Genomic DNA, 13267 nt, shown 5'->3' on the forward strand with positions numbered 1-13267 from the left:
ACATTCATCATTTAGAATAGAAGCATGTCAACCGGAGAGAGAGGATCATCATCATGAAGCAATTGGACGAATCCCGCCTCCCTGTCATCGCCTCCATCACCAAGCCGGAACAGATCCATGCCGCTCTGACCAGCCAGGTGGAGCGTGTCATCTTAATGACCGGCGATATTCTACAGATGGGCGATATGATGGACAAGCTGCATCTGGCAGGCAAGCAGGTATACGTACATGTGGAGATGGTTGGCGGCATCGGCCGCGATCATTCCGCCATTCAATATTTAGCAGATACCTTCCATATCGACGGTATTGTATCGACGAAGAGCAACGCGATTACTGCGGCCCGAAATGCCGGCATCTCTTCGATTCAACGCATCTTCGCCATCGATACCGCTGCGGTAGAGACAGCGATTAAGGTGATTACCAGCGCGCAGCCGAATGAAGTTGAGCTGATGCCGGGCTTGATGCCGAGAATCATCGGTGAGCTCAAAGCGCGGATTCAGCGGCCCCTGATCGTAGGCGGACTAATCCGTCACGAGGAAGAGATCCAAATCGCGCTCAGAAGCGGCGCAGACTATGTATCGATCGGCGACCAGCGCTTCTGGTAAGCGGGCGATCATGAAATAACCACTTTCTCACTTTTTAACGAAACTGTGGATCGTTATTTGCATGCAAATGGGCCGATAAAAATTGTAACGAAACAGGGTATCGTTATTTGTGCCAATCCGGGACAAAACAGCGATATTCGGCCAAAATAGCGATATGACGTTTCGTTAGATTCGAAATGTCTTCGTCTTTACGGAAATAACGATATAGAGTTTCGTTAGAGGTTCAGCAATTCAATTTCATATATTTTCTTTTGGGTGGAGACGATGAGATAACCCAAGGGCACATGACATGTAATCCTAATTCACAGGAGGTGGTATGCGCTTTTGGCTGTTTTTTCAATCGTCTCTTTTTCGTAGTTGTTCAAAAATTCCGCTTTTGATAAGAAAACCTGATCGAGGTCAGTTCAAGGATGCGCGACCGCGATTCAAAGGTAGGTTTTCTTGCGATATAGAATTTCATCAGCGTAGCTGATAACTTATAAATTCTATATCTAACACGAAGTGGCCCAAGAAGTGGATTAGCATCGAATCTTGAATTCACCCGGGCCTTCCGGTGCTCACGTACAAACTACAAGCAAATGCTTCCGATGTCGTTTTCTACGAAAACGTGTAGCTCCGCTCCTCAGACCCTAGCTTCATCCAACTGAAGCGTTTTGAAAAAACGCACATCGGAAGCATAAGCTTCGGTGCTGAAAACCGGACTTTTTGAACTCTCATTTTAAACTTGCATTAAAAAAATCACTTATCCCGTTATAAGGAAAGGAGTTTTCATATCCATGAAAACCTTGAAATGGTTAAACCCGGTGCTCGCCCTCATCCTCACCTTGACACTGGCGGCATGCGGCGGTAATACAAATACGGCTGGCAGCGCTGATGCGGCTGGTCAAGGAAATAACTCTTCCGCAGCGGTAGCTGACTCCGGTCTCAAAGACGATACCACGCCTGTTAAGATCCAATACTGGCACGCTCATGGCGATGCTCAGATCGAAGGCTTGAACAAAATGATCGAGGCTTTCCAGGCCAAATATCCGCATATTACGGTAGAACCGGTATTTCAAGGCGGCTATGACGATCTTCATAAAAAACTTCAAGCAGCCGTTGCCGCAGGCGATGTTCCTGCCGTAACAAATGTCGAAGTCGCTTCCCTGCCGAATTTCGCGGATAGCGGCGTGTTCGCCGATCTTACGCCTTATATCCAGCGCGATGCAATAGATACCAACGATTTTGCCAAAGGTATGCTGCAGGCTTACGCCTACAATGGCAAGCAGTTTGGCTTCCCGCTGATCGTCAGCACGAGCGTGTTCGTATACAACAAAACCTTGCTTGACGAGCTTGGCGTACAACCGCCGCAAACCTGGGATGAGATCGAAGCTTTTAATGAGAAAGTAACCGAGCGCAAGGACGGCAAGACGACCCGTTATGCCTTCGCTGTTCCTGGCTGGGACACTTGGTATTATGATCCCTGGTTGATCAATGGCGGCGGGCAGATTCTGAATGAAGAAGGCAAAGCGGCCGTTGATACCCCGGAATCGCTGCGCTACGTGCAGAATTTTCAGAAATGGATCCAGGAAGGATCGATGCAGATGGGCTACGGAAAAGGCGCTTCGGACAATATGCGTCAGATGTTCCTCGGTGGCCAAATCGCAATGGTTGAGCATACTTCAGCGATGCTGAAGACTTACCGTGAAAATGCCAGCTTCGAGGTTGGCGTATCCTTCCTGCCAGGAGACAAGACTCGCACCTCCAACATCGGCGGCGCCGGAATCGTGATCATGGACGGAGCTAGCGATCTGGAGAAAGAAGCCGCTTGGAAGTTCGTGCAATTCATGACCGCAGCTGAGAACAACATCGGTTGGGCGGAATCGGTAGGCTACCTGCCAACTCGCAAATCAGCGCTGGAGACAGAGGAAGGCAAAGCCTATTTTGGGCGCTGGCCGCAATATAAGGCTGTATTCGACAACTTCGATAACGTTACTCCACGTCTGCAGCACCCGGCTTATCCGGAGTTCAGCTCCGTGTATAAAGAAGTGATCGGCGAAATGGTTCTGAACCAGGCTGACCCTGCACAGCTGATGCCGGAGGCCGCCAAGAAAATGAACGAAATTCTTGAGGATTATGAATGATGATGAACAGCAATTCGCAATCGCAATCTGCTCCATTGATCAGGGAGACGACCGCCAAGGCGGACGTCTCTCCTTACAGCAGCAAGAAGTATCTTCAATGGATAGAGAAAGCCAAAGACTTCATGTTCGCCGTCCCGGCGCTGATATTCCTTGGCGTGTTCTTGTATTACCCGCTGATGAACTCGGTCTATATCAGCTTCACGAACTGGAATATGACCAAGCCGGTGAAGAAATTCGTCGGCACGGACAACTATGTCAAGCTATTCAAAAATGAGGATCTGTACCAGTCGCTTAAGGTCACTTTGCATTACACGCTGCTTGATGTCGTATTGACCCTGACGATCGGCCTGATGCTGGCGCTGCTATTTAACGTATTCCGCTCCAAAATGTATGCGGTCATGCGCGGAATCATCTTCATGCCGCATTATATCTCCATGGTTATCGCGGCGATGGTATTTACCTGGATTTACAACGGGCAATACGGTTTGCTTAATCGTGTTACCGATCTCATGGGGCTTGAACCGATTCAGTGGCTGACCAACCCATCCACGGCATTGCCTGCCCTGGTCGCGGTCTCGGTCTGGAAAGGCGTCGGCTTCGCCATGATGCTGTTCATCTCCGGCATGCGCGGCATCCCAAATGAATATTATGAGGCCGCCGCCATCGACGGCGCCTCCGGGCTGAGCCGCTTCCGCTACATTACGCTGCCGCTGTTGTCGCCAATGACGTTATTCCTTGTCATTACGACCTTTATCTCGTCCATGCAGGTGTTCCAATCCATCGACATTATGACCAACGGCGGACCGCTGCAAGCGACGAATGCGATTGTCTACTGGATCTACACGATGGCCTTTACGGAATTCAAGACTGGCAGAGCCTCGGCCCTGGTCATGATCCTATTCGTCATCATCCTTGTATTAACGATTATCCAATGGCTCGTCAGCAGAAAGCAGGTGCACTATGAGGGATAGCAGAATGGCCGGGGAGAAGCAGCACCGTCTGCGTTTCACCCTGCGTACAGTGCTTGGCATTGCGGTGACTGTTCTGATCTTTTTCCCGATTTATTGGCTTCTGATCAGCTCCTTCAAGACTCAAGCGGAGATGCGGCTGGCCGTGCCAACGTTATGGCCCAAGTCGTTCCATTGGAGCAATTATGCCGAAGCGTTCCGGGTCATCCCTTATGCCCGCTTCTTCATGAACACCCTGGTCATGTCGGCCGGTATCGTCATTCTCCAGCTGAATGTTGCGCTGATGGCGGCCTTCGCTTTTGCCAAGGGAAGGTTCTGGGGCAAGGAAATCCTGTTCTTCCTCGTCCTGGCCGCGCTGATCGTGCCGGATCAGGTTACTTTCGTACCGGTGTATGTGATGATGTCGAAGGTGCACTGGCTCGATACATTCTGGGCGCTCATTGTCCCAAGCGGAGCCTCGGCCTACGGAATCTTCCTGCTTCGCCAGGCATTCAAGTCGCTGAACAACGACGTGCTGGAAGCCGCCCGCGTCGACGGCGCCGGCAGATTTACGATACTCTATCGCATCCTGCTGCCAATGGCTAAACCGACGGTTGTTACGCTGGGGGTGCTGACCTTCATCTCGTCCTGGAACTCTTACTTTTGGCCGTTGATTATGACCAACACGAACAATATGCGCGTGCTGTCGGTTGGCATCGCCATGCTGCGCGACTCGATCGCCGGGGACGAAGCGATGTACTTCCACATCATTATGGCCGCCAGCGTCATGGCGATCATCCCGATCGTGCTCGTCTTTACGGTCATGCAGAAGCATATCGTCTCGGCTATGGCCCATTCGACTTTTAAATAATATGGAAGGTGCTGGGAGTTGGAGATTTCCATAGTGCCAACACGTAGTTCAAGCTCGTAATTCCAACACGTTTGCGTCTAACGAAACTACAGATCGTTATTTCCTCAAAAACAACGGCAATAAAAATCTAACGAAACGCTATATCGTTATTGGGGAGAAATACAGCCGTTAAACCCCAAATTCGCTGCAATAACGATACCCTGTTTCGTTAAAATTTTTGACAGCCTATTTGGCTCAAAATAACGATACCCTGTTTCGTTAGAGGAGGCGAAGCGGAAACCGCCTTTGAAGCGCGGCCCCTTCATTCCCTGAAAGGGCCACGGGCGGAGGTTTTCTATCTACAGTGAAACTTTTTGAATTTCTTTTACCGCACAAGTTACGGTGGAGAATAGAGACAACCTTCTAACTGACGCGGAAGACCTATTACAGAAGGGATGTTGTTCGTGAATCCAATTCGACTCATCGTTAGCGATTTGGACGGTACATTGCTCTCCGCCGATCATACCTTGCCAAGCTCTGCCGCAACTGCCATTCGTGAGTACATTAGCCGCGGAGGCTGCTTCACACTGGCAACCGGACGGCCTTTTATTACAGCGCGTCCGATTATCCAGCAGCTGGGACTCGATCTGCCGGTTATTCTCTGCAACGGTGCCGTGGTAGCCCGGGCGAATGGAACGCTGCTTGAACGCTGCGGGATTCCCCTGGCCAGCCTGTATGATCTGCTAAGCGCAGCGAAGCTGTCCGGGCTGGATATCCTGCTTTTTTGCGGGGACGAGGTGTTGACCTTGGCCAGAAATATAAATATCGCTGCTTATGAACGAAAAGAAGGCGTTCCTTGTTCTCTTCTCCGTCTGCATGAAATCCGGAAATGCGGCACAGAGATTGAAAAGGCGATTTTACTCGGCCCGGTTGAGCAAAGCCGCCGTTTGTTCGCTGAATTCGTAGATCGTTCATCAGCGCTGCACTCCTCTATCGCCGCTTTTCAATCGGAGGACAATTATCTGGAATTGGTTCCAGGCCAAGTCAGTAAAGGAACGGCTCTTCAGCAGATCGCAGCCAGCCTGGAGATTCCTCTGGAACAGGTGATGGCGATCGGGAACCAGCTCAATGACCTGCCGATGCTGGAAGCCGCGGGTATTGGCGTGGCGGTTGCGAATAGTCCCGCTGAATTGAAGCAAGCCGCCGACTATGTCTGCGAGGCTAGCTATAGCGAGGGCGTACTGGAAGCAATGGAACATTATATAGATGCCGTAGATCGCCGTTTTCAAAATTATATAGAAAAGCTGGAGGTATGAGAAATGTCTAAAATACACGGGATTGCCCACCGCGGCTATCCACTCAAGCATCCGGAAAATACGCTGCGCGGCTTTCGGGCCGCCCTCGAATTAGGCTTCGATCATCTGGAACTGGATGTGCAATTAACAAGCGATGGCGTACCTGTGGTCATCCATGACGCAACCCTGGACAGAACGACGGGCGGGCAAGGCCTGGTCCGCTCGCATACATGGGAACAACTGATGCAGCTGGATGCGGGGGACGGGGAGCGAATCCCGACTCTGGAGCAAGCACTGCTGCTCTTGAAGGATCGGCTGACCGTCGATATCGAGCTGAAGCAAACGGGGGATGCCATGCCTGGCCTGGAGCAGACCGTGCTTGAGACCATTCATCGCTTGGGTATGAGGGAGCAGGTAATTCTCTCCTCCTTCGATCATTACGCCATCGAACGGGTAAGAGCGCTCGACTCCAAGATCGCCATAGGCCTGATTTCTTACGGAGCTTCGGCTTCCCTGTTTCCTTATCTCGCACAGCTTCGCGGCACATATTTGTCCGTTAAGCACGTCTACGTTACTCCATCCTTTATCGAACGCTGCCGCGAAGAAGACGTCCGGCTGATGGTCTGGACTCCTGATGATGATGCCTCCCTCCGGGCCTGGTCCGAGTATCCTGACCTGCTCGTCTGCACGAACAATTTGGAGGGCTGGATCTCCGTCACAGCAGCAAGACAAGCTCAGCTGTCCTAAGTATTTAAGCTACAACTGGCATTCTTTCGGAGTTGGACAGGTCAACCAATCCAACTCCAAGAATGCCAGTTTTCTTCCCTCTATCTCCACTCCTCCGGCAATAGACCTGCATAATGCGGCTGCAGATAGCGATCATCGATCAATAGCAGTCTCCCATGATCCGTCTCGGTGCGAATAAGCCGGCCTCCGGCCTGAAGCACCTTATTCATCCCGGGATAGACATAGGCATAATCGAACCCGTTCTTGCCTCCTGCATGGAAGTAATCGCGAATAATGTTCCGTTCCAGGCCGATCTGCGGCAAGCCTACCCCGATGATTGCTACGCCTGTCAGACGATCACCCACCAGATCAATTCCCTCGGAGAAAATGCCGCCCATTACCGCAAAGCCAGCCAAGGTTCCCTCATGATCAGCCTCGAACGCTGCCAGGAAGCCCTCCCGTTCTTCTTCTGTCATATCCCCCCGCTGCAGCAGTATGCGCAGTTCTGCCTGATTCGCAAAGACTTCCGTAAACGCTTCGTAGACAAGATTCATATAGGCATAAGAAGGGAAAAAGAACAGATAATTGCCCCGATGCCCCTCCATCATCTGTCTAAGCAGCTCTGCCACCTGCAGCTTCGTCCCCTCCCGGTCATGGTAACGCGTAGATAACGGCTTAATCTGCACCTCAAGCTGTTCGCGATGGAAGGGGGAGGGGAGCGATAAGGTATAGTCCTGCTCCCTCGCCCCCAGCATATCCCGATAATAAGACATCGGTGTTAACGTCGCTGAGAAATATATATGCGAGCAGTAGCCCTTCCCCATCTCCCGCAGCAGATGAGAAGGATCAAGACAGAACAGCTTAATGGATACTTCCCTTGAGGAAATTTCCGCATAGGTCACGAATCTCTCGTCATACAGCTTGCTGATCCTAACGAAGCTCTGCGCCGCGAAATAGGTCTGCAGCAGCAATTGTCCCTGTACCCCATCCTGACGCAAACTTAGCTCCTGCTCCGCTGCAAGGATGAAATGCTCGACCGATTCTACCAGCTGCGCCGGAGCCTGCCGGGATACCAGCTCCTTCCTGTCCATAGCGTCTTTACGCAATTGTATGAAGAAGCCATTCACGGCCTTGGCTGCCTGATGCACCTCCGCGTTAAGACCTTTATACTCCCGCTGTAAACTCAGGAAATCCCCTTTATTCAGGGACGCCGAATACATCTCGCGGGCCCGATCCACCAAGTTATGAGCCTCATCGATCAACAACGCGGTGCGGCTCTTCGACTCTGCAAATATCCTTTTCAGAGATACCCTCGGATCAAAAATATAGTTATAATCGCAAATCACTACATCCGCCGCATAGGCAAGATCAAGCGAAAACTCAAACGGACACACCCGGTGCTTGTACGCATATTCTACAATCTTCTTACGACCGATCAGCGTCTCATTTGCCAATATATCAAGAACAGCCCCGTTAATTCGATCATAATATCCGTCCGCGAAGGGGCAATCCTCCTTGCGACAGCTCACCTGATCCTGGGGACAGATCTTCTCTTTGGCGGTAATTGTAACTACATGCAAATGCAAGCCTTTGACTTGCAGCAAAGAGAACGTATCCTCCGCAGCTGTACGGGTAATCGTCTTGGCCGTTAAATAGAAAATTCGCTCCAGACGCCCCTCTCCCATCGCCTTCACTGCCGGAAAAGTCGTCGAGATTGTCTTGCCGATCCCCGTTGGGGCCTTGGCAAATAAATGCACTCCCTCGCTGATAACTTTATAGACCGCACCTGCCAATTTGCGCTGTCCGTCCCGGTAAGACGCAAACGGGAAATCCAGCTCGCTAATGCTCTTGTCCCTTGCCATTTGATGATCTCGAAGCATTTGTGCATAAGGTGCATATTGCTCGACGATCTCATTTACAAAAGCCTCCAGCTCGGCCAAATCGGCCTCCTGCTGGAACCGTTGCTGTTCTCCGGTAATTACCTGCACATAGGTCAGTTGGACCTTCATTCGTTTGACTTCGTGCTCCCTCGCATACATATAGGCGTAGCATTTGGCCTGTGCCCAATGAACCGGATAGCTCTCCTCCACCACCTGCGGAATGTCGCCGGAGCTCGATTTGATCTCATCGATCATCACCGATCCGTCCTCCATAACCAGCAGCCCATCGCATCTTCCCTCTATGACAAACAGCAGATCCCCGAAGGGGATCTCGGCTGCCAGATAGACTTCCTTCTGATCCGCCTCACCGTAGCTCTTCTGTACCTGCTGATGCGCCTTCGTCCCCTCGGTCAAGGCTGTTCCTGTTCTGAACCCGCTGTCTAGATCCCCGCTGCGGAACGCATATTCAACTAATGGCCTGACAGCGATCTTTACTTGATCCTTCATTATTGCTTCACCCGCCGACTTCTATTAAAGGTTGTTCAAAATGGCCGTTCGCTTTGACTAATCACCGTTATGGAACATTTGTTCTATATTATAACATAAAATAGTAAATTCCCATTGCCCCGAGCTTTTTTCCTCCACACTCCCGACTTTCCGGATTGCGTATCTTTAAAAAAACTATTGTATTTTTATTCATTTGGATGTATATTACTTTTTTGGATCTATTCGCTGGACGAGATGACTTACGACCAAGCGATGGAGGATGCGCGCAGCCATGCTATAGACCAAGCGGTCCTTGCCGGGGCAAATCGCGCTACGGTGCAGATTGTATTGTCCGAGGACATTCCGATCGCGTATCTGCCAGGTAATGCCCTGCTTGTGAAAGTAAAGGCAGCAGGACGCTTGTAATTGATTAACAAACAACCCAGCCAACGATAGAGTTCCTATCCGGGCTGGGTTGTTTGTTAAAATCCGGGCTCCGTAAGCATCAATCCTGCTCTTCAGCATTTTGTCGACGCTGATTTCGCATCTCCTTCTGCACTTTCCGGAGCGCCTTCTTCGAGCCGCGCTGCATATCATGCTGAAATTTTCGTTCCTGATAGCTCGTGAAGAGCGTGTTCAGATCGTATCCCTCCGGATACAGTTCACTTGCTTGCAGCTCCAGCGATACACGCTTATAATGAACTTCCAGCATCTTCCCCTGAACAAATACGATCAGGTTGTTGAGGGAGTCAAGTCCACGATACACGATAGCACTCTCATTCCGATCCAGCAGCTTAACCTTATCGCCCATAGCATAGACGGGAATTTCCGCTTCCGCAGCGATATCGATATTCTTCGGCTTGCCAACCTTGCTGCTTTGAAGGCGGTCCATGCGATATTCCTTTCGCTGCATATAGCTTTTGGCTCGCTCCAGCACATGCTCCTTCAGCTTCATTTTCCGTGAAATCCACAGCGCGTTGCTTTCGCCCGATTGACCAATCATCAGCCTATATTGAGGCTCCAATGTCTCCTGATCAAACTCCATCGCCGCATTCATAAAGTCACTGTGCATTTCCGAGTATTGCTTGATCTCGCCATAATGCGTAGTTGCCACCGTGATACAGCCCATATGGTAGAACTCCTCCAGAATGGCAATCGCTAGCGCTGCCCCTTCATTCGGCTCGGTGCCGCTGCCGATTTCATCAAATAGCAGTAAGGTATGACGATCTGCCGCATACATAATCTCCGATATATTTTTCATATGGGATGAAAAGGTGCTGAGCGCGTTCTCAAGACTTTGATTATCCCCAATATCTACAAAAACATGGCGGAACAACGCAACCTCAGTTCCCGGCGCAGCCGCAATATGAAAGCCTGACATCGTGGCCAGAGTATTGAGTCCAACCGTTTTCAGCACCACGGTTTTCCCGCCGGCATTGGGTCCCGTAATTACGAGACTTCGATAGGCATCGCCGATCTCAAAGTCAAGCGGCACCACCTTGCCGGTAAGCAAAGGATGTCGGCATGACACCAGCCTTATATAGCCATGATCGTTGATGAGAGGCTCTATGCCATCGAGGCTGCGACTGAATTTGCCCTTGGCAAAGATCATATCGTACTGACTGATTAACTCAATATTGATATTCATGCTCTGCGCATGATCGAATATCAGATTAGACAAGTCTGCAAGAATCTGATATTCCTCCATCGCCTCTTCGGCTTTCAAACTCGCTAATTCCGCATTATATTTCGATACGGAGATCGGTTCGATAAATACCGTAGCCCCCTTCGAAGACACCTCCACAATCGCTCCCGGCACATGGTTTTTATATGCAGCTTTGATCGGAATCGTAAATCGGTCATTCTTTTTGCTTACAAAAAACTCCTGGATATATTCCTTATTTGCACTGTTTTTCAAAAAGCGCTGAAGCTGCTCTTCAATCTTCGCTTCCGCTATATCAATATGTTTGCGAATCCGCTTCAGCTCTTTGCTGGCTGCTGAATCTACCTGATTTCCCTTGATACTTGCCTGAATCCGCTCCTCAATAGGTGCGAACTCGGTCATGGAATAGGCATAAGCGCTAATTTTCGGCGCCAGAAGCTCCCTCTCCTGCATAAAGCTTTTCATTTTGCGGCAGCCGCGCAGGAAATCAGCGATGGCTACGAGCTCAGAAGGATCCAGGATCATCCCCTTCTCAAGCTTATCCATAAAGTTCTGGATATTGGATATGCCCACTAACGGGACGTGACTTTCCGTATCGAGAATCGCCCGGGCCTCAGTTGTCTCGTTCAACCGGGTTTTCACAACGCTCAGGTTTGAGCTCGGTTGCAATTTATCAATAAACTGCTTTCCTAATCCGCTCACACAAAAGCTTTTTACGATTTCTTTCAGTTCGTTGTACTGTAATTTATCAAACGTACTTATATTCATCGGTTTATTCTCCTCACGTAAATGAATCATGACAAGAAGAAACCCTACCCCAATAGATTTCAATAAAGCTGCCCGAGAGGCTGTTCAAAAAGATCCGCTGTGGCTAAGCAAACCTGATCAAGCTTGGTTCAAAGATAGCAACCTGGCGGCCTTTTTTGAACAGGCACCCTATAAATAGACAGCAAAAAAAGCTGTAGGAATCCCACAGCTTTACATTCATGTTCTAGGCATATTTGTTCCGGAAATCTCCGATATATGAATAGAGATCCATCCAAGCCTCATGACGTATTGTAGGGTTCTTCATAGGTAAAACAAATAAACCTACAATATAGGGAAATTTCACACGTCCATCCATCGTCCGTGCCTATATCGTAATGTTTATTTATTCAATTACGACTATTTAGAACCTAACACACTCATAAAGCACCTCATATTGTTCAAAAGATATTTATTGAAATCTAATGATGGAATTATCATATAACAATCTGGTATCCGTGTAAAGCGGCGGTAGCCCGTGTGGACTGCATCAGTTCTTTTAATACCCAAGGGGCGGTATCCTCATTCCATACTGAGTGCTTCTTTTATTTGGGGGATGGATAATCCGCTGGACTTCAGTTCTTTAATCCGCAATATACGAGCGACCGTTGCCTCCCTTTTGTATCTTCGGGTCAAATTTTCCTCTGCCTGCTCAAAAGGAAGCATCCCCTCTTCGGTATAAAATTTCAGCGTACTATAGCGCGAATCTGTAAGACGCACTAATTCACCTATAGACACATATTCAGAGGCTAGTATCGTCTCCATGGAACGTTGTCTGGACATGATTATTTGACTCCTTTTTAAAATAACGGTTTCGGAATTAGACGCACCCCATGGATCGGCACTCTTCCGTAGATGGCATGTGGGATCGCTTCGTAAACAATATTATCCACCTTAAGGGTCGGAATCTGCCCCTTATGCAGCACCGTAACCGTGTGGCCCTTGGATTCCAGCCGCACCCTCACATCATGCAACCTTTTCACTGCATTAGGCAGCATTTGCTCAGTGTCAATGAATATGGCCTGTGAACGCTCCAGCATTGGAAAAAGGAAATTCATGCCGCTGCCCACCTGTGTCCTGACTACCCCTGTCTTCATGCGCAAAAGCTTCTTGATGATTAATTCAATGCCGCTATGGATGCGGATCGGGAATAATACTTTGGCCAGCGGTTCATTTTGATATAGCTTATACATTCCGGCACTTATACCGACCAGTTCGCTCCGCGAGAAGAAATCAAGCATACAGCCGCTTTCGCGAAGAAGCCATACTAAACAAATCGTCTCATCTGTGACCAGGCCCTCTTCCAGCAGCTCCGCCCGGGCGCTCTCTGTAATCGTTGAGTATGCTTGGATATCGCTGCGATATTCTTTAATATCCACACCTGCGGAATGAAAATAGAGATCGCACCCCAAAATATGAGAAATCTCCTCAAGCAGGTTCATCTCTTTCAGAGAATCCGAGATGGCGTGTTCTAACTGTCTCAATTTTCTTTCCGGGATCCTGGCAGCCTTCTTCAGCCACCAACTCAGCTCGCCCGTGGTCTGCGCATTTTTGCGCACGATGGATGTTAAAATGACTTCGCGATAAGGTATCGTCTGCGATTGCTCAAGCATAGCTTTATTCAGAACGAATTGCTTCCCTGTCTGTGTGAATCCGCCGTCTAAGTAAATTTCTAGAATAACCGCCGCAGCCATGCAACGAAGAGCCACCTTCTTCGCAGTAGTCATCTCAAGACTTCTCTGTGCGTTTAACGCTATAATCGAAAAACTTTGTCCCAATTTTAGATTTGTCATTTAAAATCCTCCTCTGATCATCATTTTCTTGGCTTATTCTGATGTCTGCCTAATGCGAGGAATCCGTTGAAAACTCATTTATTACTTACTACTTA

General features: G+C 49.4%; 11 protein-coding genes. 7 read left to right on the forward strand and 4 right to left on the reverse strand.

The features are described from left to right. Positions 1–53 precede the first annotated feature (53 nt). The 6 genes from BN1360_RS24745 (at position 54) to BN1360_RS24770 (ending at position 6567) form a co-directional block, all read left to right on the forward strand. Positions 54–605, forward strand: coding sequence for a glycerol-3-phosphate responsive antiterminator (locus BN1360_RS24745; RefSeq protein ID WP_068782475.1), 552 nt, complete (start codon positions 54–56; stop codon positions 603–605). A gap of 776 nt (positions 606–1381) precedes the next feature. Next, positions 1382–2728 carry an ABC transporter substrate-binding protein gene (locus tag BN1360_RS24750; protein WP_068782476.1) on the forward strand — a complete coding sequence of 449 codons (1347 nt, stop codon included), beginning with the start codon at positions 1382–1384 and terminating at the stop codon, positions 2726–2728. 2 nt (positions 2729–2730) lie between these two features. Then, positions 2731–3699 (forward strand): carbohydrate ABC transporter permease, encoded by a 969-nt coding sequence (locus BN1360_RS24755; RefSeq protein ID WP_068782572.1) that lies wholly within the window; start codon positions 2731–2733, stop codon positions 3697–3699. Further along, on the forward strand, positions 3689–4546 hold the full coding sequence (locus BN1360_RS24760) for a carbohydrate ABC transporter permease (RefSeq protein WP_068782477.1): 858 nt from the start codon (positions 3689–3691) through the stop codon (positions 4544–4546). Before BN1360_RS24755 ends, BN1360_RS24760 begins: the two co-directional genes overlap by 11 nt. A 443-nt stretch (positions 4547–4989) precedes the next feature. Then, the gene (locus tag BN1360_RS24765; protein WP_195714309.1) at positions 4990–5841 is read left to right on the forward strand and encodes an HAD family hydrolase; all 852 of its coding nucleotides are present in this window, start codon (positions 4990–4992) and stop codon (positions 5839–5841) included. A gap of 3 nt (positions 5842–5844) precedes the next feature. Further along, positions 5845–6567: a glycerophosphodiester phosphodiesterase gene (locus tag BN1360_RS24770; RefSeq protein WP_068782479.1), complete on the forward strand. Its 723-nt coding sequence runs from the start codon at positions 5845–5847 to the stop codon at positions 6565–6567. Positions 6568–6647: 80 nt separating this feature from the next. Here BN1360_RS24770 and BN1360_RS24775 read toward each other — a convergent pair whose 3' ends face one another. Continuing rightward, positions 6648–8933 carry an ATP-dependent DNA helicase gene (locus BN1360_RS24775; protein ID WP_068782480.1) on the reverse strand — a complete coding sequence of 762 codons (2286 nt, stop codon included), beginning with the start codon at positions 8931–8933 and terminating at the stop codon, positions 6648–6650. A gap of 234 nt (positions 8934–9167) precedes the next feature. Here BN1360_RS24775 and BN1360_RS24780 point away from each other — a divergent pair, with 234 nt between their 5' ends. Beyond that, positions 9168–9338: a hypothetical protein gene (locus BN1360_RS24780; protein ID WP_157259363.1), complete on the forward strand. Its 171-nt coding sequence runs from the start codon at positions 9168–9170 to the stop codon at positions 9336–9338. 79 nt (positions 9339–9417) lie between these two features. Here the strand turns inward: BN1360_RS24780 and BN1360_RS24785 are convergent, their stop codons facing one another. The 3 genes from BN1360_RS24785 to BN1360_RS24800 all read right to left on the reverse strand — a co-directional run bounded on the left by BN1360_RS24785 (position 9418) and on the right by BN1360_RS24800 (position 13172). Further along, a complete protein-coding gene (locus BN1360_RS24785) occupies positions 9418–11343 on the reverse strand; it encodes an endonuclease MutS2 (RefSeq protein ID WP_068782481.1) in 1926 nt (641 codons plus the stop codon). A gap of 558 nt (positions 11344–11901) precedes the next feature. Further along, a complete protein-coding gene (locus tag BN1360_RS24795; protein WP_068782482.1) occupies positions 11902–12162 on the reverse strand; it encodes a helix-turn-helix domain-containing protein in 261 nt (86 codons plus the stop codon). Positions 12163–12179: 17 nt separating this feature from the next. Then, a complete protein-coding gene (locus BN1360_RS24800) occupies positions 12180–13172 on the reverse strand; it encodes a hypothetical protein (RefSeq protein ID WP_068782483.1) in 993 nt (330 codons plus the stop codon). Between the last annotated feature and the right edge of the window lie 95 nt (positions 13173–13267).

This window comes from Paenibacillus sp. GM2 (genome assembly GCF_900069005.2).
Classification (GTDB): Bacteria; Bacillota; Bacilli; order Paenibacillales; family Paenibacillaceae; genus Fontibacillus.